We start from the raw sequence: 24,895 nt of genomic DNA, 5'->3' as shown, positions 1-24,895 counted from the left end.
CCGTCCTCTGCGCCCCGCCGCGGGGGGGGCGGCTACCGGGGGGGGGGGGGTGTCCCCGTCCCCGTGGGGGGGGCGGGGGGCCGGGTGCCGGGGGCCCCCCCCGCACGCCCGGGAGAGTGCTCAGCCGTTGGCGAACGCCTTGACGCGGTCGAGCGAGCCGTTGAACTTGTCGTGGTCCCCGACGGTCGGCCCGGTCGAGGTGTACTGCCACATGGTGTGGAAGTCCCAGCCCGCCGGCAGCTCACCCACCGTGGAGGCGTAGCGGGCGATCCACAACGGGTTGACCGCCCCGAAACCGCTGTAGTTCCCGGTGCACTGCTTCCACCAGTTGGTGGAGGTGTAGATGACGGCGTCGCGGCCGGTGCGCGCCCGGTAGCGGTCGAGGAAGGCACGGATCCAACTGACCATCTGACTGGACGTCCTGCCGTAGCAGGTCGCCCCGTACGGGTTGTACTCGATGTCGAGGACGCCCGGCAGGGTCTTGCCGTCCTTGGACCAGCCGCCGCCGTGGTCGACGAAGTAGTCGGCCTGGGCGGCGCCACCGGCGGTGTCCGGCGTCGCGAAGTGGTACGCGCCGCGGATCATGCCGACGTTGTACGAACCGCCGTACTGCTGGGCGAAGTAGGGATTGCGGTAGGAGGTCCCCTCGGTGGCCTTCACATAGGCCCACTTGACCCCGCTGCTCCACAGGGTCGACCAGGCGACGCTGCCCTGGTGGCTGGAGACGTCGACGCCTTCCGTCTGGGTGACCCGGGTGTCGATGGGCTGTCCGTCCACGCCTTCGTGGGCCAGAACTCCCCGGCCCATGTAGGCCGTACCGCGGGCCGGCGTTCCGCCGGTCCCGTCGGCCGAGGCGGGGACCGCGCACAGGGAGAGGAGCAGGGACGGGGCGGCGAGTGCGACGCCTGACCTGAGCAGGCGTGCGTGGCGGGAAGCCACGGATATGGGTCTGCGCATGCGTCCCATCCGATCCGCTGTCAGGCCCCGCCGCATCCGCACTCACCCGACGGTGTCGCCGTGTCAGCCCTTCGGACGCCTGACTGCTCCCCCCGGGGCGCCGACGTGGCGCCGGGTCACGCGGCAGGACCCCCCGGTCCGTTGGGGCCCGGCGGTTCCTCCGGCCAGGCGATCGGCACCGCCCGCCCGCCGACCCGGACGCGCGCGTCGCGCGGGGCCACTTCGATCAGAAGGTCGCTGGGACGGCCCATGTCCTCGCCCTGGCGGATCGCGATGGTGCCGGGCCGCTCGACCAGGCCCAGTTCGCGCAGGTACCCGCCGAACGCCGCGGCCGCCGCCCCGGTCGCCGGGTCCTCCACGACACCGCCGACGGGGAACGGGTTGCGCGCGTGAAAGCGCTCCGGCGACTCGCGCCACACCAGGTCCACCGTCGTCCACCCGTGGCGCCGCATGACCTCGGCCAGCCCGTCGAAGTCGTAGTCCAGATCGGCCAGCCGGGCACGCGACGCCGCCGCGAGCACCAGGTGGTCGTTGCCGCCGAACGCCACGTGCGCGGGCAGGGCGGGGTCCAGGTCCCCGGCCCGCCAGCGCAGCGCCCCGAGCGCCGCGTCGAGTTCCTCGGGGCGCGCGGGACGGGAACGGGTGGGCACGCTCGTCAGGGTGGCCCGCAGCGCGCCGGTGCCGTCGGCGGCGGTGGCGACGCGGATCTCGCCGGCGGGGGTGTCGAGGACGAGGTCGCCGGGACCCAGCCGCTCGGCGAGGGCGACCGACAGGGCCACCGTGGCGTGCCCGCAGAACGCCACCTCGGCGAGGGGGCTGAAGTAGCGGACCCGGAAGCGACGCAGGCGCTCGTCCCCGGCGGTGACGAAGGCGGTCTCGGAGTAGCCGACCTCGGCCGCGATCGCCAGCATGCCGGCGTCGTCGAGTCCGGCCGCGTCGAGCACCACCCCGGCCGGGTTGCCGCCCGCCGGGTCGGGGGTGAAGGCGGCATAGCGCAGGATCCTGGTCCCGGCGGGCGGCCCGGAACGCCGGCCGGTGTCGTCCGCTCGCGTCGCGTCTGTGTTCATGGCTCCACGCTCCCACCCCGCCCTCATCGAGTCCAACGATCGGTATCGATCCCCGCCATCGGAAAAACGCATAGCATGGGGGAGTGGACACCCGACTGCTGACGACGTTCGGCGTGCTCGCCCGTACGGGCAGCTTCACCGCGGCCGCCGCCGAACTGCACCTGGCCCAGTCCACGGTCACGGTGCACATCCGCACCCTCGAACGCGACCTCGGCGTCCGGCTCTTCGACCGCCTGCCCTCCGGTGCACGGCTCACCGACGCCGGCCGCGGACTCCTGGAGCGGGCCGAGGACGTCCTCGACGCCGTCGCGCGGCTGCGGGCGGCGGGCGGTGACGCCGGCGCCGTGGCGGGGCGGGTGGTGGTGGGCACCCCCGAGTCCCTGTGCGCCACCCGGCTGCCCGCCGTGATCGCCGCCCTGCGCACCAGCCATCCCGACGTGGACGTCCACCTGCACGCGGCCGGGACCGCGCGGTGCGTCGAGGGACTGCGCTCCGGACGCCTCGATCTGGCGCTGCTGTGGGAGGAGGAGACCGGCTTCCCCGACGTGACCGCCGAACCGGTCGCCCGGGAGCCGCTCGCCCTCGTCGGGGCCCCGGGACACCCCCTCGCCGCCCGGGACCGCGCCGCGAGCTGGGCGGAACTGGCGGCCGAGAGCTTCTTCCTGCTCGAAGAGGGCTGCTCCTACAGCGACGCGCTGGCACAGAGGCTGAGCGACGTACCCGGCGGCCGGCCGCGGCTGACCCGCTTCGGCAGCGTCGACGCCGCCCGCTCCTGCGTGGCGGCCGGACTGGGCCTGACCCTGCTGCCGAGGGCCACCGTGGAGGAGGAGGTGCGCCGAGGGCGCCTGGCGCGGATCGACGGACCGCGCTTCCCCGACGCCCCGCTGTGCCTGGCCCGGCACCGCCGGCGATGGACGTCACCGGCCGCGCGGGAGGTCGCCCGCGAACTCGTACGGCACCTCGGCGGCTGAGCCCCGGGGGCCGACCGTGGCGTCCGGGGCCGCCCGTGGCCCGCGGCAGGCGGGTGCGGGGCCCGCCGGCAGGGACCGTTCGGCCGCCCCCGCGGAACGCCGGCGCCGGAGGCCCGTACGGGTCCCCGGCGCCGGTCGTCGCCGCGGTCAGACGCGGGTGTCGAACTCGCCCCGCGCCCGCAGCAGTTCGGACACGTCGGAGCCCGTCGGGAGCTCGCGCGGCGCCGTGCCGCGGGCGAACAGCCGGGCGTCGCGCTCACCGCCGAGCACCGCCCGCTCGCCCTCGACCCGCAGCCAGGACCCCTCCCGCAGGCCCAGCACCGGTACGTCGTTCTCCTCGAGGAACTCCGTCAGCCGCTCCTCGCGGGTCTCGCCCTTGTGCGTGGAGGCCGGGTCGGCGTCGAGGTAGTGCGGGTTGATCTGGAACGGGACCAGGCCCAGCGCCTCGAAGGACGGGGGCTCCACGATCGGCATGTCGTTGGTGGTCCGCAGCGACGGCGCCGCCATGTTGGTGCCCGCGCTCGCCCCCATGTACGGCAGCCCGCCCGTCACCGCCTCGACCAGCGCCTCCCGCAGCCCCGTGCGGTACAGCGCGCTCAGCAGGCGGAAGGAGTTGCCGCCGCCGATGAACACCGCGTCCGCCTCGCCGAGCCGCGCGACCGGGTCGCCGCCCTCGTGCACGCCCCGGACGTCGATGCCCGCGCCGGCGAGCGCGCCGCGGACCTTGGCGGTGTACGCGTCGTGGTCGGCGAGGGCGTAGGGCACGAACGCGAGCCGGGCCCCGGAGGGCAGGAAGCCCGTGACGGTGCCGAGGGCGTGTTCCAGGTAGCCGCGGCCGTACTGGGTGGAGTTGGACAGGAGCAGCAGATTCACGGGGTCGACCTCTTCAAGGGGGTGGATCGGTGGGTCAGGAGGCGCGGGAGCGGGGGCGGCGGTGCGGCTGGGGCGGGTGTGTGAGGCGCCGCTCCAGCAGCGCGGCGGCGCGGCGCAGTGCGTCGAGCCGGTCCTCGGGCCCCTCGGGGAAGCGCTCCTTCGCGGCGCCGAGGCTCAGGCTGCCGTACGGCTCGGCACCGAGGAAGACCGGCACGGCGACGGTGCCGATGCCCGCGTCGTACTCGCCGACCGTCCAGGCGTAGCCCTGCGCGCGCACCTGGCGGAACTCGCGTTCGAGCTGGTCGGGATCGGTGACCGTGCGTTCGGTGAAGCGCGCCATGGGCCGGTCGCGGAACAGCCGGTGGCGCTGGTCGTCGGGCAGGAAGGCGTAGAACGACTTGCTGGTGGCCCCGGCGTGCGCCGGGTACAGCTCGCCGACCAGCGGGTAGTAGCGCAGCGGTCCCTCCTCGCCCTCGACGGCCGCCACACAGCGCATGTGGAAGCTGTCGGGCAGGCAGAACAGCACCGTGTCACCGGTGGCCGCCCGCAGCTCCTGGAGGACCGGTGCCGCGAGCAGCTCCAGGGAGCCCGAGCGCTCCCACAGGCGGCCCAGGCGCAGCGCTGCCGGGCCGATGCGGTACCGCCGGGTCGCCGGGTCGGAGACCAGGAAGCCGCGTCCCGCGAGCGTGGAGAGCAGACGCTGGGCCACCGAGGTGTCCCAGCCGAACTCGGTGGCGATCTCCGTCACGCCCCAGTCGGGCCGTGAGCGCTCGAACGCGAGCAGCACCAGCAGGGCGCGGTCGACGGTCTGCAGCGCCCCGGCCGGAGTCCTCCGGTCGTCGGGCTGACCGGTCACGGCAGCTCCTCTCTCTCGCTCCTCGGTCTCCCGCGTCATCTCGCCATTCAGACAGCGATTGCAGATAACGGGAAACAGTTGCGGAGAACGTTAGTGGATCCGGAACCTGCTGTCAGCACCGCCCCCGGGTGCGGATCAGGAGAACTGCCCATGTTGAAGTACGTCCTGGACCTCGTGGACCTGCTGGACGATCCCGCCGTCGACGGCAAGCGCGTCGCCGCCCACCTCGACTCCGTCGCGGGCCCCGAGGGATCCGGCGCCGAGGTCACCACCGTCACCGGCGAGCGCGGCTCGACGGACTTCGTCCTCGTGCGCGTCCCGGGCCGGTCCGGCCGCTCCGCCGGAGGGTCCGCCCGCACCCTCGGGGTGGTGGGACGACTGGGCGGCGTCGGCGCCCGCCCCGAGATGACCGGCCTGGTCTCCGACGCCGACGGCGCCGTCGCGGCCCTCGCCGCCGCCGCCAAGCTGCTCGACATGCGCCGCCGCGGCGACGTGCTCGACGGCGACGTGATCATCGCGACGCACATCTGCCCGAACGCCCCGACGGCGCCGCACGACCCGGTGCCCTTCATGGACTCGCCGGTCGACATCGCGACCATGAACCGGCACGAGGTCACCGGCGATATGGAGGCGGTGCTCTCCATCGACACCACCAAGGGCAACCGGATCATCAACCACAAGGGCGTCGCCCTGTCGCCCACCGTCAAGGAGGGCTGGGTGCTCAAGGTGAGCGAGCAGCTCGGCGAGCTCCTCGCCGTGGTGAGTGGTGAGCCGTTGGTCACGTACCCGGTGACCACCCAGGACATCACCCCGTACGGTAACGGGGTACATCACATCAATTCGATTCTGCAGCCGGCCACGGCGACGCCCGCTCCGGTCGTCGGCCTCGCGATCACCTCGGGGGCGGCGGTGCCCGGCTGCCAGACGGGCGCCAGCCACGAGAGCGACATCGCGGTGGCCGCCCGTTTCGCCGTCGAGACCGCGAAGGCCTACGGCGGCGGTCGCCTCGAGTTCCACGACGACGTGGAGTTCGCCTCGCTCGTTTCCCGCTACGGCTCGCTGGCTCACCTGCAGACCCTCGGCCGCGTCCCCCAGGAGTCATGATCATGGCCGCGCACCAGAACACCCCAGCGGCCCCGCAGGCCGGCGGGAAGGACGGCACCGGAGCCGTCGGCAGCGACGACTACGCCCTGTCCCGCGTCCCCCGCGACAAGCGCCTCGGATTCTGGACGATGCTGCTGCAGTGGCTCGCCCAGTCCGGCTCCATCTCGCAGTTCACCCTCGGCGCCACCATCGGTGTCGGCATGTCCTTCGGCGACGCCTTCCTGGCGTTCACCCTCGGCGCGGTCATCCTCGAGGCCGTGATCTTCGCGATCGGCCTGGCCGGTATGCGCGAGGGGCTGGCGACGCCCCTGCTCACGCGCTGGGCGGGCTTCGGCCGCAACGGCTCCGCGCTGGTCAGCCTGGTCATCTCGGTCAGCCTCGTCGGCTGGTTCGGGGTGCAGAACACCATCTTCGGCGACAGCGTGTCCTCCCTGGTCGGCGGCCCGTCCTGGCTGTGGTGCCTGGTCGCCGGAGCCGCCATCACCGTCCTCGTGATCTTCGGCTTCCGGTACATGGCCGTCTTCGCGAAGATCGTCACCCCGCTGTTCTTCGCCATGGTCGCCTGGTCGGTCACCGACGCGCTGAGCGAGCACTCGCTGTCCGAGCTGATCCACTCCCCGGCGCCCGGCCAGGCCATCCCGCTCTCCGTCGCCGCGACCGCCATCGCGGGCGGCTACATGACCGGCGCGATCGTCTCCCCGGAGATGACCCGCTACAACCGCAAGGGCAGCCACGTCTTCCTGCAGAGCGCCTCGTCGATGATCCTGTCCGAGTACATCGTCGGCCTGACCGGCGTGCTGCTCGGCCACATGGTCGGCAGCGGCCAGGTCTCCCAGATCGTGCTGTCCACCTCCGGCGTCTTCGGCGTGCTCGTCGTCCTGATGTCCACCGCGAAGATCAACGACTGGAACCTGTACGGCTCCTCGCTCGGCGTCGTCAACTTCTTCCAGGTCGTCTTCCGCAAGCGCCTGCACCGCGGCGCCGTCACCATCGCCCTCGGCGTCGCCGGCACCGTCCTGTCCGCCGTCGGCATCATGACCCACTTCACCGACTTCCTGTCCGTGCTGGGCGTCGCCATCCCGCCGGTGGGCGGCATCATCGTCGCCGAGTACTGGGTGGTGCGCCGGATGCGCGCGCCCCTGGACGCCACCCGCGAGGCCGGGACCCTTCCCGCCACCTCGCCGACCTGGGTCCCGATGTCCCTGGTCATCTGGGCGGCCGCCTTCTGCGTCGGCAAGTTCTACGACGGCGGCATCCCCGCCCTGAACTCCCTGCTGACGGCGTTCGTCCTCTACAGCGTCCTCGGCCTCGCCGGCTGGATCAGGACGTACGGCACCACCACCCTGGACGACAGCCCGGCCGAGACCGCCCAGGCCGCCTCCGGCTCGGCCCCCGTAGGAGCAGCATGAGCACCCCCACCGTCCCGGCTTCCGAGGAAGCGCAGCGCGAGGTCGTCGACCTGTGCGCGGAGCTGATCCGCTTCGACACCTCCAACCCCACCAGCGACGAGCGGGCCTGCGCCGACTGGGTCGCGGCCCGGCTGGCCGAGGTCGGCATCGCCTCCGAGCTGGTCGAGAGCGCCCCGGGCCGCGCCAACGTCGTCGCCCGCATCCCCGGCACCGACCCCGGCCGCGGCGCCCTGCTGGTCCACGGCCACCTCGACGTCGTCCCCGCCGACCCGGCGGAGTGGCAGGTCCCGCCGTTCTCCGGCGAGATCCGCGACGGCTACCTGTGGGGCCGCGGCGCCATCGACATGAAGGACACGGTGGCCGTCATGCTGGCCACCGCCCGTCACTTCGCCCGCACCGGCACCCGGCCCGCCCGCGAGATCGTCCTCGCCTTCCTCGCCGACGAGGAGGCGGGCGGCAAGTACGGCGCCCACTGGCTGGTGGAGCACCGCCCCGACCTGTTCGCCGGGGTCACCGAGGCGATCGGGGAGGGCGGCGGCTTCAGCTACGCCCTCGACGACACCCGGCGCCTCTACCCGATCGAGAACGCCCAGCGCGGCATGGCCTGGATGGAGCTGACCGCCACCGGGCGCGCCGGACACGGCTCCTCCCCGAACGACGAGAACGCCGTCACCGACCTCGCCGAGTCCCTCACCCGCATCGGCCGCCACACCTTCCCGGTCCGCCTGATCGAACCGGTGCGCGCGCTGCTCGCGGAGGCGGCCCGGCTCCAGAACGTCGACATCGACTTCGACGCCGAGGACCTGGACGCCGAGCTGGCCAAGCTGGGCCACGTGGCCGACTTCATGCAGGTCGTGCTCCGCAACTCGGCCAACCCGACCATGTTCACCGCCGGCTACCAGACCAACGTGATCCCGGGCAGGGCCACCGCCCGTGTCGACGGCCGCTTCCTGCCCGGCCACGAGCAGGAGCTGATCGACACGATCGACGCGCTGCTGCTGCCCTCGGTGTCCCGGCAGTGGGTCAACCACGACATCGCCATGGAGACGGCCTTCGACGGCCCGCTCGTCGACGCCATGTGCGAGGCCGTACGCGCCGAGGACCCCGACGGCCACCCGGTGCCCTACTGCAACCCGGGCGGCACCGACGCCAAGGCCTTCACCAAGCTCGGCATCCGCTGCTTCGGCTTCAAGGGCCTGAAGCTGCCGCCCGACCTCGACTACGGCCGGCTCTTCCACGGCGTCGACGAGCGGGTGCCGCTGGAGGGGCTGCGCTTCGGGGTGCGGGTGATGACGCGGCTGTGGCAGGGCTGCTGAGCCGGGAATGCGCGGGGGACGGGCGGTGTTGAGCGACGTGACTGGCATGCGCGGGTCAGAGAGCACCGGCCCCCGCCGCCGTCGGAAGGAGCACCCATGGCACGCAGCACCGCACGCCCGGTCGTCCGGCTGAAGTCGACCGCCGGCACCGGCGTCACCTATGTGACCCGCAAGAACCGCCTCAACGACCCCGACCGGCTCGTCCTGCGCAAGTACGACCCGGTGGCGGGCGCACACGTCCCGTTCCGAGAGGAACGCTGACCGAAGAGGCACCGTCCGGCCCGGCCCCGCGAGCAGCGGGGCCGGGCCGGACGCCTGTCCGCGCCCGTCCCGTCGTGCGGTGACGGCGACCGCGCCGCCGAGTACCCCGGCGCCTCCTGGCACACTGCGGGGCGTGTCACCCGCCCGCCCACAGGAGGACTTCGCCATGACCGAGCCGCTGCAGGACCGTGTCGCCCGGTACGAGCGGCGGTTCAACGCGCTGTTCGCGGAGTACTTCGACACGCTGGGCAGGACGCTGGACGCGCCCTCGTTCAGCCGGTTCACGCCGCAGTGCCTGGAACTGCTGCGCGACCTGTCGATGCGGGGCGGCAAGCGGATGCGGGTCGTGCTGCTGCACGAGGCCGCGCGGCTGGTGAGCGACGGGCCGGCCGAGGGGCTGGACGCCGCGGCGCTGAGCATCGAACTGCTCCAGACCCACGCCCTGGTGCACGACGACCTCATCGACGGCAGCGCGACCCGCCGGGGCGGGCCCACCACCTCCTACGCCTACCGGCAGCGGTTTCCCGGGCATCCGCGGACCGCGCTCGGGCTCACCGTCCTCGCGGGTGACCTCGCGCTCGCCCTCTCGCTGCGCGTGCTCCTGGACGCCGGGCTCCCGGCCGGCCTCGGCCGGGCCATGGCCGAGGTGCAGACGCGGGCCGCGGCCGACACGTTCGTGGGTCAGATCGCCGACCTCGAACGGGACTTCGCCCCCGCAGCCTTGGACGACGAGGTCCTGCACGACGTCGCCGACCACAAGTCGGCCCGCTACTCGGTCCTCGCCCCGCTGTACCTGGGGCTCCTCGCCGCCGGTGAACGACCGGAACGCCACGAGGCGGAGTTGCGGCGCTACGCGCGCCTGGTCGGCATCTGCGGACAGATGCGCGACGACTACCTCGACCTGTTCGGCGACGCGGCCGAGATGGGCAAGCCCACCGGCACGGACATCCGCGAGGGAAAGCACAACTACACCGTCGCCCGGCTGCTGTCCACGGTGACCGGCTCCGAGCGCGCCGTCGTGGAGAAGGCACTGGGTGACCCCGACTGCACACCGGAGACCGTCGCCGCGATCCGCGAGATCGGCGAGCGCGGCGGAGTGGCCGACCGGATGCGTCAGGACATGCGGCGCTACGCCGACGACGCCGCCCTGGTGGCGGCGGGCTGGCGTCCGCGGTGGCGCGAGGACGCGGTCGCCTTCTTCGAGACGCTGCCGCGGTGGAGCGTCGAGCGGAACGGGTGACTCCCGACCCGCCGCCGGAGGCCGCGTCCGGGCCGGGGCGCGGTACCCGGGTCAGGCGATGGAGGCCGAGACGACCGCCGACACCGCGATGTTGCAGCACGCCGTCACCCACACCGCCGGGTGCGGCTCCGGCTCGACCAGCGTCGCGCCCAGACGCCCCGGCGTGATCAGGTCGACGGCCAGGAACGCCAGGGCCATCATCACCAGACCCAGCAGACCGAACGCGGCGGTCGACACCAGTCCCTTGCCGAAGTCGTCGTACGTCGTCCATATCGACGTGAACACGATGCCGCCGATGCCGAGCAGGGCGGAGCTGAGCACCACGGCGGCGTTGCGGTTGCGCTGCTCCCAGATCAGCCGGCCGAGCTTCCCGGGCGTCAGCACGTCCACCAGGACGATGCCGAGGACCAACAGGACCAGGCCCAGGGCGCCGTAGGCGGTGGTACGGCCGAGTCCGTTGACGATGTCGCTCATGGGGGTGCCGGCTCCGTAGCGTGAGGATCGGGTGATCGCGGTCAAGGCGAGGAAAAATGTAGCGCACCTGTTCGGACCCCGGCCGCGACGGTCCGGACGCGGCGTCAGCCCCGCGACGCGAGCGCCTTGTTGCGGCGTACCGACGACCAGAAGGACCAGCCGATCAGGACCACGCCGATCAGACCGGTGACCAGCTCGCTGATCTGGTACTGGATGGTCACGAGGAGGATCACGGCGAGGGCGCCGATGGCGTAGTGCGCCCCGTGCTCCAGATAGACGTAGTCGTCCAGGGTGCCCTGACGGACCAGGTAGACGGTCAGGGATCGGACGTACATCGCGCCGATGCCGAGGCCGAGGGCCATCAGGACGATGTCGTTGGTGATGGCGAAGGCGCCGATCACACCGTCGAACGAGAACGACGCGTCCAGCACCTCCAGGTAGAGGAACATGAAGAACGCGGCCTTCCCGGTCAGGGCGAGGGCCGGGCGGGCCCCGCCCAGGCGTTCCGCCTCCTCCTCGGCGTCGTGCTCGCGCTCCTCCTCCTCTTCGATCCGGTTCTCGAAGTAGCCGGAGAGACCGTGGACGATCATGTAGGTGATCAGGCCGGCGATCCCCGAGACCAGCACCGTCTGGGCCTTGTCGGCATGGGCGCCGCCGTGCTGGTGGGCGTGGGCGGCGAAGGTCATGGAGGAGACCAGCAGCACGATCAGGGCGGTGCAGACCGACAGCATGTCGACCCTGCCGATCTTGGCCAGGGCCCGCTCCAGGGGGCCCAGCCACTTGATCTCCCGGTCCTCGAAGACGAAGTCGAGGAAGATCATCAGCAGGAACATGCCGCCGAAGGCGGCGATCGACGGATGGGCGTCGGTGACCAGTTCCTGGTAGCGGTCCTTGTCGGTGAGCGCGAGGTCGACGGCCTCGATCGGCCCGAGCCGGGCGCTGACGGCGACGATCAGCACGGGGAACACCAGACGCATGCCGAAGACGGCGATCAGGATGCCGATGGTGAGGAAGATCCTCTGCCAGAAGGCGTTCATCTTCTTCAGGACCCCGGCGTTGATCACCGCGTTGTCGAAGGACAGCGACACCTCGAGGACGGCGAGGATCGCCACCAGGCCGAGGGCGGTCCAGCCGTCGTACAGCACCCCCGCGGCCAGGCCGAGGGCAGTGACGGCGAACGCCCAGCGGAACGTCTTCAGAAGCACGGGCTACTCATTCCTGTCGTCGCGCTGTGCCGGTCGTTCGGCATGTCATGGCCGGTGCCCGCCCCGCACGTTGTCTACCACGACCGTCCGCCGGCACGGCGGATGCGCGGACGGGCCCCGCACAGGTACCCCGCCCCGTCCGGAAGTCCTCCGAATGGAATCGTTCGTTTCCTTGAGGAGCTCCGGTTTGGCGGAGTAGGTTCACCGCCATGACCGCCTCCCGGAGCACGGCCGCCGAGGATCTGCGCGGAGCGGGGCTGCGGGTGACCGCCGCCCGCGTCGCGCTGCTCGAGGCCGTACGGGCCGGTGATCACCTCGGCGTGGAGGCCCTCGCCTCCGGGGTGCGCGACCGGGTGGGCCACGTGTCCCTCCAGGCCGTGTACGAGGCCCTGCACGCGCTCACGGCGGCCCGTCTCGTGCGCCGCATCCAGCCGCCCGGCAGCCCGGCGCGGTTCGAGGGGCGCGTCGGGGACAACCACCACCACGTCGTGTGCCGGTCCTGCGGCGCCCTCGCCGACGTCGACTGCGCCGTCGGACGGGCGCCCTGCCTGACCGCCTCCGGCGACCACGGCTTCTCGATAGAGGACGCCGAGATCGTCTACCGGGGCCTGTGCCCCGGATGCCTCGCCAACGGCAGTACTCCCGCACCCTGAACCGCCCCGTTCGGAAGGATTCCCATGTCCGAGAACCACGACGCCATCGTGACCGACGCGAAGGCCGAGGAGACGGGCGGCTGCCCGGTCGCCCACACCCGCGCCCCCCACCCGACCCAGGGCGACGGGAACCGTCAGTGGTGGCCGGAGCGGCTCAATCTGAAGATCCTCGCGAAGAACCCCGCCGTGGCCGACCCGATGGGCGCGGACTTCGACTACGCCGAGGCGTTCCGCTCCCTGGACCTGCCCGCGGTCAAGCGCGACATCGCCGAGGTGCTGACCACCTCGCAGGACTGGTGGCCCGCCGACTTCGGGCACTACGGGCCGTTCGTCATCCGCATGGCCTGGCACAGCGCCGGCACCTACCGCATCAGCGACGGCCGCGGCGGCGCCGGTTCCGGCCAGCAGCGCTTCGCGCCGCTCAACAGCTGGCCCGACAACGGCAACCTGGACAAGGCCCGTCGGCTGCTGTGGCCGGTCAAGAAGAAGTACGGCCGCAGCCTGTCCTGGGCCGACCTGCTGATCCTCTCCGGCAACGTCGCCCTGGAGTCGATGGGCTTCGAGACCTTCGGCTTCGCCGGCGGCCGCGAGGACGTCTGGGAGCCCGAGGACGACGTCTACTGGGGCCCCGAGACCACCTGGCTCGGCGACGAGCGCTACACCGGCGACCGCGAGCTGGAGAACCCGCTCGGCGCCGTCCAGATGGGCCTCATCTACGTCAACCCCGAGGGCCCGAACGGCAACCCGGACCCGATCGCCGCCGCCCGCGACATCCGGGAGACCTTCCGCCGGATGGCGATGAACGACGAGGAGACCGTCGCCCTCATCGCCGGCGGCCACACCTTCGGCAAGACCCACGGCGCGGGCCCGGCCGACCACGTCGGCCCGGACCCGGAGGCCGCCCCGATGGAGGAGATGGGCCTCGGCTGGCGCAACACCTTCGGCACCGGCAAGGGCGGCGACACCATCACCAGCGGCCTCGAGGGCATCTGGACGGACACGCCGACGACCTGGGACAACAGCTTCTTCGAGATCCTCTTCGGCTACGAGTGGGAGCTGTTCCGCAGCCCCGCGGGCGCCCACCAGTGGCGGCCGAAGGACGGTGCCGGGGCCGGCACGGTCCCGGACGCCCACGACCCGGACAAGCGCCACGCGCCGACGATGCTCACCACCGACCTCTCGCTGCGCTACGACCCGGCCTACGAGCAGATCTCGCGGCGGTTCAAGGACAACCCGGACGAGTTCGCGGACGCCTTCGCCCGGGCCTGGTTCAAGCTGACCCACCGCGACATGGGTCCGGTCGTGCGCTACCTCGGCCCCGAGGTGCCCTCGGAGACACTGCTGTGGCAGGACCCGCTGCCCGAGCGGACGTACGAGCTCGTGGACGCGCAGGACGTCGCCGACCTCAAGGCGCGGATCCTCGCCACCGACCTGACGGTCGACCAGCTCGTCTCCACCGCCTGGGCGTCCGCCTCGTCCTTCCGCGGCAGCGACAAGCGCGGCGGCGCCAACGGCGCGCGCGTCCGCCTCCAGCCGCAGATCGGCTGGGAGGCCAACGACCCCGACCGGCTGGCGGTGGTCCTGCGCACCCTGGAGGGCGTCCAGGCGTCCTTCAACGCCGCGCAGACCGGCGGCAAGCAGGTCTCGCTCGCCGACCTGATCGTGCTCGCGGGCGGGGTCGGCGTCGAGCGGGCCGCGAAGGAGGCCGGGTACGAGATCGAGGTGCCCTTCACCCCGGGCCGGGTGGACGCCTCGCAGGAGCAGACCGACACGGAGTCGTTCGCCGCGCTGGAGCCGACCGCCGACGGCTTCCGCAACTACCTCGGCAAGGGCAACCGGCTGCCGGCCGAGTACCTGCTGATCGACCGGGCCAACCTGCTCACCCTGAGCGCCCCCGAGATGACGGTCCTGGTCGGCGGCCTGCGGGTGCTGGGGGCCAACCACGGCCAGTCGCAGCTCGGCGTCCTCACCGCCACCCCCGGGTCGCTGACCAACGACTTCTTCGTCAACCTGCTCGACCTCGGCACGACGTGGAAGCCGGCCTCCGCTGACGGGACCACCTTCGAGGGCGTCGACGCCGTCACCGGTGCGACCAAGTGGGCGGGCAGCCGCGCCGACCTCGTCTTCGGCTCCAACTCCGAGCTGCGCGCCCTCGCGGAGGTCTACGCCGCCGACGACGCGAAGGAGAAGTTCGTGCACGACTTCGTCGCCGCCTGGGTCAAGGTGATGAACCTCGACCGCTTCGACCTGGTCTGACACGACGCGGTGCCCGGGCCGGGCGAACCGGTCCGGCCCGGGCACCGCGGCCCGCGTTGTCAGTGGCGGATGCGACGCTGCCTGTCATGGATGAGGTGGAGTTCATGCGGGGCAGGGTCTACGGCGCCGACCACGACAACCCGGGGCCGCGGACCGGGCGTGCCTACGCGCAACTGGTCGGCGGTCCGCTGGACGGCCTGCTGCTGGACGTCACGGACCTCGCCGGGGACGCACGGGGCCGCGGCGTGACCCTGGCGACGGAGATAGGCCGCTACGGGCCCGGCGGCCGCACCGTCTACGGTCCCCGGCCGGGCGACCCCCGCCGCTTCGACTGGCGGGGCGACATTCCCTGACCGGGCCCGGACGCACGGGCCCGTCCTCAGGCGGCCCCGGCCGCCGTCTGCGCCTCCAGCGCGGCGAGCAGCCAGTCGTGCGCCGTCCCGGGCGTCGGCTCCGGCGGGGACCCCGGCGCGGTGACCACCTCGGCCACCAGCTCCCAGTAGCGGTCGATCCGCGGGTCGGCCGCGAGCCGCCGGGCCAGCACCCGGCGGAAGTCCGGGCTGTCCCGCACGCCGTACGCGCCGGTGTACGCGTCCACGAAGCAGTCCAGCGCCTCGCCCCCGTGCGGATCCGCTCCCCGCCGCAGCGGCCCGCCCGCCAGTTCGTACGCCTCGGCCAGTCCCGTGTACAGCACGGCCGCCCCGCGCGCCCCCGTGGCCCGGTGCGCGTCCGGCTGGGGCCGGGCGGTTCCCGGGCAGGGCGCGAGCGTCAGGGCGTTCAGCCGGGCGAAGGCGAGGACCTGCTGCGGAGCCGGGTCGTCGGGCGGCCGGGGCACCGCCACCTCCAGGAACGCGGAGGCCGCCCGGGCCGGCATCCGCGGCGGCAGCCAGCCGCGCCAGAACCGCACCAGGGGCTCCGTGCTCGGCGGCGCGGCCACCGCGCCGACCAGCCGCAGCCGGTCCGCCCGCTCGCCGGGCGGACACTCCCGCACCAGCCGCAGCGCCGCCTCCCGCCAGCGCAACGCCCGCAGCTCGGAGCCGACCTCACGCAACTGCCCGGCGACGGCCTCCTCCAGCACGTCGTCCGCCCCGTCCTCCTCGTCGAGCACGCGCCGCACCTCGGGCAGCGGCAGCCCGAGGGCGCGCAGGGAACGGATCAGCCGCAGCCGGCCCAGCGCCTGTGGACCGTACCGGCGGTGCCCTCCCGCACTGCGCAGGGCCTCCGGCAGCAGCCCGCGATCGGAGTAGAACCGGACGGTCTTGACGGTGACGCCCGCCTGCTCGGCGAGTTCGCCGATGCCGCACAACCCGTCGCGCGACGTGACCACTTGAACCTCCCTCAGGGGGAGTTCCTACCGTACCGCCCGAGCGGGGGACGACCGCGTCGCGAAGGAGAGGCCATGACCGTATTCATCCTGGTGCCGGGCATGTTCACCGGCACCCACGTGTGGCGGGACACCGCCGCGAGCCTGGCCGCCGCGGGCGCGCGGGCGTACCCGGTGGCCCTCACCGCCCTGGACGGCCCGCGCGGCGCCGCGGCGGCGGGCACCGACCTGGAGACCCACGTCGAGGACGTGCTCGCGGTGATCGACGCGGTGGTCGCGGAGGACGGCACGCCGGACGGCCCGGGGATCGTGCTGGTCGGCCACGACTACGGCATCCACCCGGCGCTCGGCGCCGCCGACCGGCGGGCACGGCTCATCGACCGGGTCGTGTACCTGGACTCGGGGATGCCGCAGGACGGTGTCCCGGCCCTGGCCGCCGTCCCCGACCAGCAACTGCGCGCCGAGTTGGCCGGGCGCGCGGCGGCGGCCGCGGGGGCCGGGTCGGCGACGGGCGAACTGCCGCCCCCGGCGCGCGACGAGTGGCGGCGCTGGGGCAGCACCGAAGGCCTCGGCGACGCCGCACTGGACCGGCTCACCGCCCTCGCCGCACCGCAGCCGCTCGGCACACTGCTCCAGCCGCTCCGGCTGACCGGCGCCGTCGCCGAGGTGCCCACCACCGGCGTGCTGTGCACCGGCAACGGGGCGGGCATCGAGATGGTGCAGATGATGGTGGACATGGGCGACCCCGCGCTGCGGGCCCTCGTCGACCCCCGCGTGACCTTCTTCGAACTCCCCACCGGGCACTGGCCGATGCTCTCCTGTCCCGGGGACCTCGCGGACGTGCTGCTGCGCGCCGCGGCCGGCGAGGGGCACCGGCTGGAGCCGGCCGCCACCGACGAACCGCCCGCCCACCTGCGGCCGTTCCTCCTGGAGGTGCCCGAACGGCCCCGCGAGCGGACGGGGAACGTCGACCTGTACCTGCCCGAGGCCGACGGGCCGCCGCGCCCGGCGGTCGTCCTCGTGCACGGCGGCCCGGTGCCCGCCGACGCCCGCCCGGAGCCGAGGGACTGGCCCACGCTGACAGGGTATGCCCGGTACGCGGCCGGGAACGGGGTGGTGGGCGCGGTCGTCGCGCACCGTCTGCACGATCTCGCCGACTACGAGCGGGCCGCCGCCGACGTGGCCGGCGCGGTGGAACGCGTCCGGGCCGATCCCCGGGTGGACGCGTCCCGCGTCGCGCTGTGGTTCTTCTCGGGCGGCGGACCGCTCACCGCCGACTGGCTGGCCGGCCCCCCGCCCTGGCTGCGCTGCCTGGCGGCCACCTATCCGGTCCTGGCGCCCCTGCCCAACTGGGGGATGTCGGGCACCCGCTTCCACCCGGCGCGCGCCGTGGCGGACTCGGAGGGACTGCCCGTGGTCCTGACCCGCGCGGGCCTGGAGACGGCCGAGATCGCGGCCACCGTCGAGCAGTTCCTCACCGCGGCGAAGGAGTGCGGAGCCGACGTGGAGGTGATCGACGTGCCGCACGGCCACCACGGCTTCGAGACCGTCGACCCGACCGACGAGTCACGCGAGGCCGTGCACCGGGCCATGCGCTCGGTGCTGAAGCACCTGCTGGGCTGACGAACCGGCGGCCGGGAGTCCTCGCGCCGCGCAACGGGTTCAGAACGAGACCTCCCGGACGCCGGCCCGCCTGCTCGGCTCGGTCGTCGCGGTGATCTCCGAGCGGTGGCGGCTCGCCGAGAACGTCACCGTCAGCGTCTCGGGCGCGCTCTGGCTCGTGCTCGCCGTGAAGCCCTGGTTCGGCACCGCCGAGACCAGGCACACCCCGCCGTCGCCGAACCGCACGGTCGCCTTCCCGCCCTCGGACGGCACCGTGTAGACGCCCGACGCGCCCTCCTCGCAGCCCCGCTCGCCCTCTCCCGTCCGAGTCTCCCGGCCGGTGGGGGAGGGGCTCGGGGAGGGCTTCGGCGTCGGACTCGGCTCGGGCGGCCTCTCCCGCGTAGGGGAGGGCGCCGGGGCGGGCCTCCCACCGCTCGGCGACGGACTCGGCGAGGACGGCTTCGCACTCGGCGACGGCGCGGGAGGCAGCGACGCCGGCAGCTCCTCCGGCGCCGACTGGGCGACCGGCGCCGTCGGCCGGGTCGAACCCACCACGAAGTGGATCGTGATGATGACGGCCGTGACGCTGGCCGCCGTGCACGACAGCCAGATGAGCAGGTGGCGCAGGAGGCGGGACACGACACCATAGTGACGGACCGGCTAACGTGCCTGCCCATGGCCTGTGTACTTGTCGTCGAGGACGACCCCGTGATCCGGGCCGCGCTGATCGAGGTCCTGACCGGACACGGCTACGCGGTCAAGACCGTTCACCAGGGTTTCGAGGCGCTGCGCGAGATCACCCAGAGCCCGCCGGACATCGTGGTGCTCGACCTCGGACTGCCCGACCTGGACGGGCTCGACGTGCTCCGCATGGTCCGCGGCATCTCCCGCGTCCCGGTGCTCGTCGCCACCGCGCGCGACGACGAGAACGAGATCATCCGGCTGCTCAACGCCGGTGCGGACGACTACCTGGTCAAGCCGTTCTCCGGCGGTCAGCTCGCTGCCCGCCTCGCCGCCGTGCTGCGCCGCTCCACGCCCGCCGACCCGCGTGCCGTACGGCCGCCCGAGCTGCGGGTGGGCGACCTGCGCATCGACCCCACGGCACGCACCGCCCACCTCGCCGGACGCGAACTGGTCCTCACCCGCCGCGAGTTCGACCTGCTCGCCTATCTCGCCGCCCACGCCGACCAGGTGATGCCGCGCCGGCGGATACTCAACGAGGTGTGGCGGCAGCCGTATCTGGAGGACCAGACGGTGGACGTCCACCTCTCCGCGCTGCGCCGCAAGATGGGCGAGAAGGCGCGCAAGCCCCGCTATCTCCGGACCGTGCGCGGCATCGGCATCAAGCTGGTCAGCTCGCCATGAGACGGGCCCTCGCCGGCATCGCCCTGGCCGTCACCTCGATGGTGGCCCTGTCGTTCCTCATCCCGCTCGCCCTCCTCGTGCGCGAACAGGCCCGGGACCGCGTCACCACCGCCGCCGAGCAGCGGGCCGCCGCTCTCTCCCCGGTGCTCGCGCTCACCACCCGGCGGGCCGACGTGCAGCAGGCCGTGACCGAGCTCGGCTCGCTGGACCGGCTCGCGGTGCGGCTGCCCGACGGCGGCTTCGTCGGCACCCCGCACGCCCCGCGGGAGGCCCTCGACCGGGCCGTGCGCGGGCGCGAGACGCTGGCCGTGGACACCGCCGACGGCTGGGTGTACCTCCAGCCCGTCGTCCTGCGCGGCGACCGGGTCGCCGTCGTGGAGGCCCACGTACCGGCGGCGGACCTCAGCCGGGGCGTGGCCGCCTCCTGGGGCGTGATGGCGCTCCTCGCGCTCGGCCTGGTCGGCGGTTCGGTGCTGGTCGCCGACCGGCTCGGTGCCCGCGTCGTCCGCTCCTCCCGCGGCCTGAAGCGCGCCTCGCTGGCCCTCGGCTCCGGCGACCTCCACGTACGGGTGGAACCGGACGGGCCGCCCGAGCTGCAGGAGGCCGGGGTGGCGTTCAACACGATGGCCGACCGGGTCGTCGACCTGCTCGCCGTCGAACGCGAACTGGTCGCCGACCTCTCCCACCGGCTGCGCACCCCGCTGACCGCCCTCTACCTGGAGGCCGACCGGATGGGGGCGACGCCGAGCGCCCGGCGGGTCACCGAGGCGGCCGCGCAACTGGAGGGCGAACTCGACTCGATCATCGCGGCGGCCCGTACGCCGCTGGCCGCCGCCCAGCCCGGCGGCGGAGGCGGCACGGCCAGACCGTGCGACGCGGCCGAGGTGGTCGCCCTGCGCCTGGACTTCTGGTCCGTCCTCGCCACCCAGCAGGGCCGGCCCTACGAGCGGTACCTCACCCCGCGGCCCACGCCCGTCGCCTTCTGCGAGGACGACCTCGTGGCCGTCCTCGACGCCCTGGTCGGCAACGTCTTCCGGCACACCCCCGAGCGCACCGCACTCGCCGTCCGGGTGGAGCGGGCCGAGCGGCACGTGGTCCTCACCGTGGACGACGCGGGCCCGGGCGTCGCGGACCCCGCGGCCGCGCTCACCCGGGGCGTCAGCGTCGGGGGTTCCACCGGGCTCGGTCTGGACATCGTGGCCCGGGCGGCCCGCGCGGCGGACGGGGAACTGGAGATCACCCGCGCACCGCTGGGCGGCGCCCGGGTGCGGGTGTCGTTCGCGCTCGCTGACGCCTGACGCCGAGCGGCGTCAGCGGCTCGTGCCGAAGTCCTGCGTCCACCAGGGGCCGCCGTCGCCGTGGTGCACACCGACCCCCAGCTCCTTGAACGAGCAGTTGAGGATGTTCGCCCGGTGACCGGGGCTGTTCATCCAGGACTCCATCACCGAGGCGGCGTCGGCCTGACCCCGGGCTATGTTCTCGCCGAGCGTGGACCACGCGTAGCCGGCGGCCTCGACACGGCTCGCCATCGTGGAGCCGTCCGGGCCGGTGTGGGACATCACGCCGCCGGCGGCCATGACGTCGCTGTAGTCGTCGGCGGCCCGGGCCAGCCGGCTGTTCGCGGTGACCGGGGAGCAGCCCGCCGCGGCCCGCTCCTTGTTGACCAGCGCGAGCACCTGCGCCTCGGCCCCGCCCGACCCACCGGAACCCGTGCCCGAGCCGGATCCGGACGCGGTCCCCGGCTCCCCGGCCGACGACCCGGTGCCGCCGCCCCGGCCCGTGGACGCGCCGGCGCCGCCGTCCGCCGTCGCCCGCGCGGACGCCGTGGCCGCGGCGGGCCGCTCCGTCCGTGTCCGCCCGGGGGCCGGGCTCGCCGTCCCCGACGGCTTCCCGCTCGGCGAGGCACTCGCACCGCGCGAGGGGCTCGCCGAACCGCTCGGGCCCGCCGACGGGGAGACCGGAGCCGCCCCGCCGTCCGCCGAGGCGCCGGCACCCGGCACCTCGCCGGCGTCGCTCGCCGTGACCCGGTCGGAGGCCCCGCCGTCCCCGTCCCCGCCGACGGCGAGCGTGATCCCGACGCCCGCCGTGACGGCGACGCCGAGCACCAGGACGGCGCCGCGCGTCCGAAGCCCGCGCCGGCGGCGGGCGTGGGAACGGGACGGGCGGGCGGCGCGACGGGAACCCATGGGGCAGGACACCTCGGCTTGTCGGTCGGCGGAAGCGGAACGCGCTGGACCCCGAAGGAGAACCCGGTGGACGCCGAGGCGCCCACCGGGCCTGTGGGGGGTTGCCGAGAGCCTAGGACGGGCAGCGTGCGGACAGGGCCCCACCGGGGCCGTCTTCAAGAAGCCTTAAGAAAGCCGCCAAAGTCCGCTCAGGAAGCAAGGGCACCGGACGCCGCCGGAAGTGGCCCGGCTCACATGGCGCACCGGCGGTGCCACCGACACGATGGTCTTTCGTCACCGGCAGGCTGAAGGGATCGACAATGTTCCGCAAGGTGCTGGTCGCCAACCGCGGTGAGATCGCCATTCGCGCGTTCCGCGCAGGTTACGAGCTGGGCGCGCGCACCGTCGCGGTCTTCCCGTACGAGGACCGCAATTCGCTGCACCGGCTGAAGGCCGACGAGGCGTACGAGATCGGGGAGCCCGGGCACCCCGTGCGCGCCTACCTCTCCGTCGAGGAGATCGTCCGCGCCGCACGCCGCGCCGGGGCGGACGCGGTCTACCCGGGCTACGGGTTCCTCTCCGAGAACCCCGAGCTGGCCCGGGCGTGCGAGGAGGCCGGCATCACGTTCGTCGGGCCCAGCGCGCAGATCCTGGAACTGACCGGGAACAAGGCCCGCGCCGTGGCCGCCGCCCGCGAGGCCGGCGTGCCCGTCCTCGGCTCCTCGGCCCCCTCCACCGACGTCGACGAACTCGTCCGCGCCGCCGACGGCATCGGCTTCCCGGTGTTCGTGAAGGCCGTCGCGGGCGGCGGCGGGCGCGGCATGCGCCGCGTCGAGGAGCCCGCACAGCTCCGCGAGGCCATCGAGGCGGCGTCCCGCGAGGCCGCGTCCGCGTTCGGCGACTCCACGGTCTTCCTGGAGAAGGCGGTCGTCGATCCCCGCCACATCGAGGTCCAGATCCTCGCGGACGGCGAGGGCGGCGTCATCCACCTCTTCGAGCGGGACTGCTCGGTGCAGCGCCGCCACCAGAAGGTGATCGAGCTGGCGCCCGCGCCCGATCTGGACCCGGAGCTGCGCGAGCGGATCTGCGCCGACGCCGTGAGGTTCGCCCGGCAGATCGGCTACCGGAACGCGGGCACGGTGGAGTTCCTCGTCGACCGCGACGGCAACCACGTCTTCATCGAGATGAACCCGCGCATCCAGGTCGAGCACACGGTGACGGAGGAGGTCACCGACGTCGACCTCGTGCAGTCCCAGTTGCGCATCGCGGCCGGGGAGACGCTGGCCGGCCTCGGTCTCGCCCAGGAGAACATCACCCTGCGCGGCGCCGCGCTCCAGTGCCGCATCACCACCGAGGACCCGGCCAACGGCTTCCGCCCGGACACCGGCACGATCAGCGCCTACCGCTCGCCCGGCGGCTCGGGTATCCGCCTCGACGGCGGAACCACCCACGCCGGTACGGAGATCAGCGCCCACTTCGACTCGATGCTGGTCAAACTCTCCTGCCGCGGCCGGGACTTCGCCACGGCCGTGAACCGCGCCCGGCGTGCCGTGGCCGAGTTCCGCATCCGGGGCGTGGCCACCAACATCCCGTTCCTCCAGGCGGTGCTGGACGACCCGGACTTCCAGGCCGGGAACGTCACGACGTCCTTCATCGAGGAGCGCCCGCACCTGCTCACCGCACGGCAGTCCGCCGACCGCGGAACCAAGCTGCTGACCTACCTGGCCGACGTCACGGTCAACAAGCCGCACGGCGACCGCCCCGAACTGGCCCACCCGCCGGCCAAGCTGCCGCCGCTGCCCGCCGGCGAGCCCCCGGCCGGCTCCCGGCAGCGCCTGGCCGAACTCGGCCCCGAGGGCTTCGCCCGCCTGCTGCGCGAGTCGCCCACCATCGGCGTCACCGACACCACCTTCCGCGACGCCCACCAGTCCCTGCTGGCCACCCGCGTGCGCACCAAGGACATGCTCGCCGTCGCCCCCGTGGTGGCCCGCACCCTGCCCGGGCTGCTGTCCCTGGAGTGCTGGGGCGGAGCGACCTACGACGTCGCCCTGCGCTTCCTCGCGGAGGACCCGTGGGAGCGCCTGGCCGCGCTGCGCGAGGCCGTGCCGAACATCTGCCTCCAGATGCTGCTGCGCGGCCGCAACACCGTGGGCTACACCCCGTACCCCACCGAGGTCACCGACGCCTTCGTGCAGGAGGCCGCGGCCACCGGCATCGACATCTTCCGCATCTTCGACGCCCTCAACGACGTCGACCAGATGCGGCCCGCCATCGACGCCGTACGGGAGACCGGCACGTCGGTCGCGGAGGTGGCCCTGTGCTACACCGCCGACCTGTCCGACCCGGCGGAGCGGCTCTACACCCTCGACTACTACCTGCGGCTCGCCGAGAAGATCGTGAACGCCGGCGCCCACGTCCTGGCCGTCAAGGACATGGCGGGCCTGCTGCGCGCCCCGGCCGCCGCGACCCTCGTCTCCGCGCTGCGCCGCGAGTTCGACCTGCCGGTGCACCTGCACACCCACGACACCACCGGCGGCCAGCTCGCCACCTACCTCGCCGCGATCCAGGCCGGCGCGGACGCGGTCGACGGGGCGGTGGCGTCCATGGCGGGCACCACCTCGCAGCCGTCCCTGTCGGCGATCGTCGCCGCCACCGACCACACCGAGCGGCCCACCGGCCTCGACCTCCAGGCCGTCGGCGACCTCGAGCCGTACTGGGAGAGCGTCCGCAAGGTCTACGCCCCCTTCGAGGCGGGCCTCGCCTCGCCGACCGGCCGCGTCTACCACCACGAGATCCCCGGCGGCCAGCTCTCCAACCTGCGCACGCAGGCCATCGCGCTGGGCCTCGGCGACCGCTTCGAGGACATCGAGGCGATGTACGCCGCCGCCGACCGGATGCTGGGCCGCCTGGTGAAGGTCACGCCCTCCTCCAAGGTGGTCGGCGACCTCGCCCTGCACCTGGTGGGCGCCGGCGTCTCCCCCGCGGACTTCGAGGCGGACCCGGACCGCTTCGACATCCCCGACTCCGTGATCGGCTTCCTGCGCGGCGAACTCGGCACCCCGCCCGGCGGCTGGCCCGAGCCGTTCCGCACCAAGGCGCTGCGGGGCCGCGCCGAGGCCAAGCCGGTGGCGGAGCTGACCGCCGACGACCGCACGGGGCTGGCCAAGGACCGCAGGGCGACGCTCAACCGGCTGCTGTTCCCGGGCCCCGCGCGCGAGTTCGAGGCCCACCGCGGCACCTACGGCGACACCAGCGTGCTGGACAGCAAGGACTTCTTCTACGGGCTGCGCCCGGGCAAGGAGTACACGGTCGACCTCGACCCGGGCGTGCGGCTGCTCATCGAGCTCCAGGCGATCGGCGACGCCGACGAGCGCGGGATGCGGACCGTGATGTCGACGCTGAACGGCCAGTTGCGGCCCATCCAGGTCCGCGACCGCGCGGCGGCCTCCGACGTCCCGGTCACCGAGAAGGCCGACCGGTCGAACCCGGGCCATGTCGCGGCGCCGTTCGCCGGGGTGGTGACCCTGGCCGTCGCCGAGGGCGACGAGGTGGAGGCCGGTGCCACCGTGGCCACCATCGAGGCGATGAAGATGGAGGCCACCATCACCGCGCCGAAGTCCGGCACCGTCGGACGGCTGGCCATCAACCGCATCCAGCAGGTGGAGGGCGGCGATCTCCTGGTCGAGCTGGGCTGAACGAAACGGCGGTGGGGGGGGGGGGGGCGCCCCCCGCCCCCCCCCCCCCCCCCCCCCCCCCCCCCCCCCCGCCCCCCGCCCCCCCCCCCCCCCCACCCCCCC

The 24,895-nt window shown here is 73.6% G+C and carries 23 protein-coding genes; 15 read left to right on the top strand and 8 right to left on the bottom strand.

What is annotated here, in order from left to right:
* Positions 1-120: 120 nt before the first annotated feature.
* Both ACH499_RS07310 and ACH499_RS07305 read right to left on the bottom strand, forming a co-directional pair.
* On the bottom strand, positions 121-957 hold the full coding sequence (locus ACH499_RS07310) for a lysozyme (protein ID WP_399014218.1): 837 nt from the start codon (positions 955-957) through the stop codon (positions 121-123).
* A 116-nt stretch (positions 958-1,073) separates the two neighbouring features.
* A complete protein-coding gene (locus ACH499_RS07305; protein WP_399014217.1) occupies positions 1,074-2,024 on the bottom strand; it encodes a PhzF family phenazine biosynthesis isomerase in 951 nt (316 codons plus the stop codon).
* An 83-nt stretch (positions 2,025-2,107) separates the two neighbouring features.
* Between ACH499_RS07305 and ACH499_RS07300 the strand changes: the two genes are divergently transcribed.
* Positions 2,108-2,995 (top strand): LysR family transcriptional regulator, encoded by an 888-nt coding sequence (locus ACH499_RS07300; RefSeq protein ID WP_399014215.1) that lies wholly within the window; start codon positions 2,108-2,110, stop codon positions 2,993-2,995.
* A 147-nt stretch (positions 2,996-3,142) separates the two neighbouring features.
* Here ACH499_RS07300 and pepE read toward each other — a convergent pair whose 3' ends face one another.
* Together pepE and ACH499_RS07290 are read right to left on the bottom strand one after the other, a co-directional pair.
* Positions 3,143-3,868 carry a dipeptidase PepE gene (gene pepE / locus ACH499_RS07295; RefSeq protein WP_399014214.1) on the bottom strand — a complete coding sequence of 242 codons (726 nt, stop codon included), beginning with the start codon at positions 3,866-3,868 and terminating at the stop codon, positions 3,143-3,145.
* 34 nt (positions 3,869-3,902) lie between these two features.
* On the bottom strand, positions 3,903-4,724 hold the full coding sequence (locus ACH499_RS07290; protein ID WP_399014213.1) for an IclR family transcriptional regulator: 822 nt from the start codon (positions 4,722-4,724) through the stop codon (positions 3,903-3,905).
* A 150-nt stretch (positions 4,725-4,874) separates the two neighbouring features.
* Here ACH499_RS07290 and ACH499_RS07285 point away from each other — a divergent pair, with 150 nt between their 5' ends.
* The 5 genes from ACH499_RS07285 to ACH499_RS07265 all read left to right on the top strand — a co-directional run bounded on the left by ACH499_RS07285 (position 4,875) and on the right by ACH499_RS07265 (position 10,054).
* A complete protein-coding gene (locus ACH499_RS07285; RefSeq protein ID WP_356206704.1) occupies positions 4,875-5,828 on the top strand; it encodes a DUF1177 domain-containing protein in 954 nt (317 codons plus the stop codon).
* Positions 5,829-5,830: 2 nt separating this feature from the next.
* Positions 5,831-7,237 carry a cytosine permease gene (locus ACH499_RS07280; protein WP_356206706.1) on the top strand — a complete coding sequence of 469 codons (1,407 nt, stop codon included), beginning with the start codon at positions 5,831-5,833 and terminating at the stop codon, positions 7,235-7,237.
* A complete protein-coding gene (locus tag ACH499_RS07275) occupies positions 7,234-8,553 on the top strand; it encodes a M20/M25/M40 family metallo-hydrolase (protein WP_356206709.1) in 1,320 nt (439 codons plus the stop codon). Before ACH499_RS07280 ends, ACH499_RS07275 begins: the two co-directional genes overlap by 4 nt.
* A gap of 96 nt (positions 8,554-8,649) precedes the next feature.
* On the top strand, positions 8,650-8,814 hold the full coding sequence (gene rpmG, locus ACH499_RS07270; RefSeq protein ID WP_356206711.1) for a 50S ribosomal protein L33: 165 nt from the start codon (positions 8,650-8,652) through the stop codon (positions 8,812-8,814).
* Positions 8,815-8,980: 166 nt separating this feature from the next.
* The gene (locus ACH499_RS07265) at positions 8,981-10,054 is read left to right on the top strand and encodes a polyprenyl synthetase family protein (RefSeq protein ID WP_356206714.1); all 1,074 of its coding nucleotides are present in this window, start codon (positions 8,981-8,983) and stop codon (positions 10,052-10,054) included.
* Between the two features lie 51 nt (positions 10,055-10,105).
* On the opposite strand, the gene ACH499_RS07260 is transcribed toward ACH499_RS07265, so the two are convergent.
* Both ACH499_RS07260 and ACH499_RS07255 read right to left on the bottom strand, forming a co-directional pair.
* Complete coding sequence (locus ACH499_RS07260) at positions 10,106-10,528, bottom strand: DUF350 domain-containing protein (protein WP_356206717.1); 423 nt, start codon at positions 10,526-10,528, stop codon at positions 10,106-10,108.
* Between the two features lie 104 nt (positions 10,529-10,632).
* Positions 10,633-11,733 carry a DUF475 domain-containing protein gene (locus ACH499_RS07255; protein WP_399014212.1) on the bottom strand — a complete coding sequence of 367 codons (1,101 nt, stop codon included), beginning with the start codon at positions 11,731-11,733 and terminating at the stop codon, positions 10,633-10,635.
* 209 nt (positions 11,734-11,942) lie between these two features.
* Here ACH499_RS07255 and ACH499_RS07250 point away from each other — a divergent pair, with 209 nt between their 5' ends.
* The 3 genes from ACH499_RS07250 to ACH499_RS07240 all read left to right on the top strand — a co-directional run bounded on the left by ACH499_RS07250 (position 11,943) and on the right by ACH499_RS07240 (position 14,995).
* The gene (locus ACH499_RS07250) at positions 11,943-12,386 is read left to right on the top strand and encodes a Fur family transcriptional regulator (RefSeq protein WP_356206722.1); all 444 of its coding nucleotides are present in this window, start codon (positions 11,943-11,945) and stop codon (positions 12,384-12,386) included.
* Positions 12,387-12,410: 24 nt separating this feature from the next.
* Entirely contained in the window at positions 12,411-14,642 is a 2,232-nt protein-coding gene (gene katG, locus ACH499_RS07245; RefSeq protein WP_399014211.1) for a catalase/peroxidase HPI, read from the top strand.
* A gap of 86 nt (positions 14,643-14,728) precedes the next feature.
* Entirely contained in the window at positions 14,729-14,995 is a 267-nt protein-coding gene (locus ACH499_RS07240; protein WP_399014210.1) for a hypothetical protein, read from the top strand.
* Positions 14,996-15,021: 26 nt separating this feature from the next.
* Here ACH499_RS07240 and ACH499_RS07235 read toward each other — a convergent pair whose 3' ends face one another.
* On the bottom strand, positions 15,022-15,969 hold the full coding sequence (locus tag ACH499_RS07235) for a MerR family transcriptional regulator (protein ID WP_399014209.1): 948 nt from the start codon (positions 15,967-15,969) through the stop codon (positions 15,022-15,024).
* A 72-nt stretch (positions 15,970-16,041) separates the two neighbouring features.
* Between ACH499_RS07235 and ACH499_RS07230 the strand changes: the two genes are divergently transcribed.
* From ACH499_RS07230 to ACH499_RS07210, 5 genes are all read left to right on the top strand, one after another.
* Positions 16,042-17,589: an alpha/beta fold hydrolase gene (locus tag ACH499_RS07230; protein WP_399014208.1), complete on the top strand. Its 1,548-nt coding sequence runs from the start codon at positions 16,042-16,044 to the stop codon at positions 17,587-17,589.
* Between the two features lie 91 nt (positions 17,590-17,680).
* The gene (locus tag ACH499_RS07225; RefSeq protein ID WP_356206733.1) at positions 17,681-17,848 is read left to right on the top strand and encodes a hypothetical protein; all 168 of its coding nucleotides are present in this window, start codon (positions 17,681-17,683) and stop codon (positions 17,846-17,848) included.
* A 60-nt stretch (positions 17,849-17,908) separates the two neighbouring features.
* Positions 17,909-18,217 carry a hypothetical protein gene (locus ACH499_RS07220; protein WP_399014207.1) on the top strand — a complete coding sequence of 103 codons (309 nt, stop codon included), beginning with the start codon at positions 17,909-17,911 and terminating at the stop codon, positions 18,215-18,217.
* 26 nt (positions 18,218-18,243) lie between these two features.
* The gene (locus ACH499_RS07215) at positions 18,244-18,933 is read left to right on the top strand and encodes a response regulator transcription factor (protein ID WP_356206737.1); all 690 of its coding nucleotides are present in this window, start codon (positions 18,244-18,246) and stop codon (positions 18,931-18,933) included.
* The gene (locus tag ACH499_RS07210) at positions 18,930-20,231 is read left to right on the top strand and encodes an ATP-binding protein (protein ID WP_399014206.1); all 1,302 of its coding nucleotides are present in this window, start codon (positions 18,930-18,932) and stop codon (positions 20,229-20,231) included. Before ACH499_RS07215 ends, ACH499_RS07210 begins: the two co-directional genes overlap by 4 nt.
* 12 nt (positions 20,232-20,243) lie before the next feature.
* On the opposite strand, the gene ACH499_RS07205 is transcribed toward ACH499_RS07210, so the two are convergent.
* Positions 20,244-21,119, bottom strand: coding sequence for a CAP domain-containing protein (locus tag ACH499_RS07205; protein WP_399014205.1), 876 nt, complete (start codon positions 21,117-21,119; stop codon positions 20,244-20,246).
* 299 nt (positions 21,120-21,418) lie between these two features.
* Here ACH499_RS07205 and ACH499_RS07200 point away from each other — a divergent pair, with 299 nt between their 5' ends.
* Complete coding sequence (locus ACH499_RS07200) at positions 21,419-24,793, top strand: pyruvate carboxylase (RefSeq protein WP_399014204.1); 3,375 nt, start codon at positions 21,419-21,421, stop codon at positions 24,791-24,793.
* The last annotated feature ends 102 nt before the right edge of the window (positions 24,794-24,895 follow it).

Origin of the sequence: Streptomyces sp. NPDC018947 (assembly GCF_044390505.1) — a bacterium.
In the GTDB taxonomy this organism is placed as follows: domain Bacteria; phylum Actinomycetota; class Actinomycetes; order Streptomycetales; family Streptomycetaceae; genus Streptomyces.
This window is presented reverse-complemented; position numbering and strand designations above follow the sequence as displayed.

What these genes read in the sequence shown, in the direction of transcription:
- ACH499_RS07310 (WP_399014218.1), bottom strand. Translation starts at nt 957, where the DNA reads ATGCGCAGACCCATATCCGTGGCTTCCCGCCACGCACGCCTGCTCAGG.
- ACH499_RS07305 (WP_399014217.1), bottom strand. Translation starts at nt 2,024, where the DNA reads ATGAACACAGACGCGACGCGAGCGGACGACACCGGCCGGCGTTCCGGG.
- ACH499_RS07285 (WP_356206704.1), top strand. Translation starts at nt 4,875, where the DNA reads ATGTTGAAGTACGTCCTGGACCTCGTGGACCTGCTGGACGATCCCGCC.
- ACH499_RS07280 (WP_356206706.1), top strand. Translation starts at nt 5,831, where the DNA reads ATGGCCGCGCACCAGAACACCCCAGCGGCCCCGCAGGCCGGCGGGAAG.
- ACH499_RS07275 (WP_356206709.1), top strand. Translation starts at nt 7,234, where the DNA reads ATGAGCACCCCCACCGTCCCGGCTTCCGAGGAAGCGCAGCGCGAGGTC.
- rpmG (WP_356206711.1), top strand. Translation starts at nt 8,650, where the DNA reads ATGGCACGCAGCACCGCACGCCCGGTCGTCCGGCTGAAGTCGACCGCC.
- ACH499_RS07265 (WP_356206714.1), top strand. Translation starts at nt 8,981, where the DNA reads ATGACCGAGCCGCTGCAGGACCGTGTCGCCCGGTACGAGCGGCGGTTC.
- ACH499_RS07260 (WP_356206717.1), bottom strand. Translation starts at nt 10,528, where the DNA reads ATGAGCGACATCGTCAACGGACTCGGCCGTACCACCGCCTACGGCGCC.
- ACH499_RS07250 (WP_356206722.1), top strand. Translation starts at nt 11,943, where the DNA reads ATGACCGCCTCCCGGAGCACGGCCGCCGAGGATCTGCGCGGAGCGGGG.
- katG (WP_399014211.1), top strand. Translation starts at nt 12,411, where the DNA reads ATGTCCGAGAACCACGACGCCATCGTGACCGACGCGAAGGCCGAGGAG.
- ACH499_RS07240 (WP_399014210.1), top strand. Translation starts at nt 14,729, where the DNA reads ATGGATGAGGTGGAGTTCATGCGGGGCAGGGTCTACGGCGCCGACCAC.
- ACH499_RS07230 (WP_399014208.1), top strand. Translation starts at nt 16,042, where the DNA reads ATGACCGTATTCATCCTGGTGCCGGGCATGTTCACCGGCACCCACGTG.
- ACH499_RS07215 (WP_356206737.1), top strand. Translation starts at nt 18,244, where the DNA reads ATGGCCTGTGTACTTGTCGTCGAGGACGACCCCGTGATCCGGGCCGCG.
- ACH499_RS07210 (WP_399014206.1), top strand. Translation starts at nt 18,930, where the DNA reads ATGAGACGGGCCCTCGCCGGCATCGCCCTGGCCGTCACCTCGATGGTG.
- ACH499_RS07205 (WP_399014205.1), bottom strand. Translation starts at nt 21,119, where the DNA reads ATGGGTTCCCGTCGCGCCGCCCGCCCGTCCCGTTCCCACGCCCGCCGC.
- ACH499_RS07200 (WP_399014204.1), top strand. Translation starts at nt 21,419, where the DNA reads ATGTTCCGCAAGGTGCTGGTCGCCAACCGCGGTGAGATCGCCATTCGC.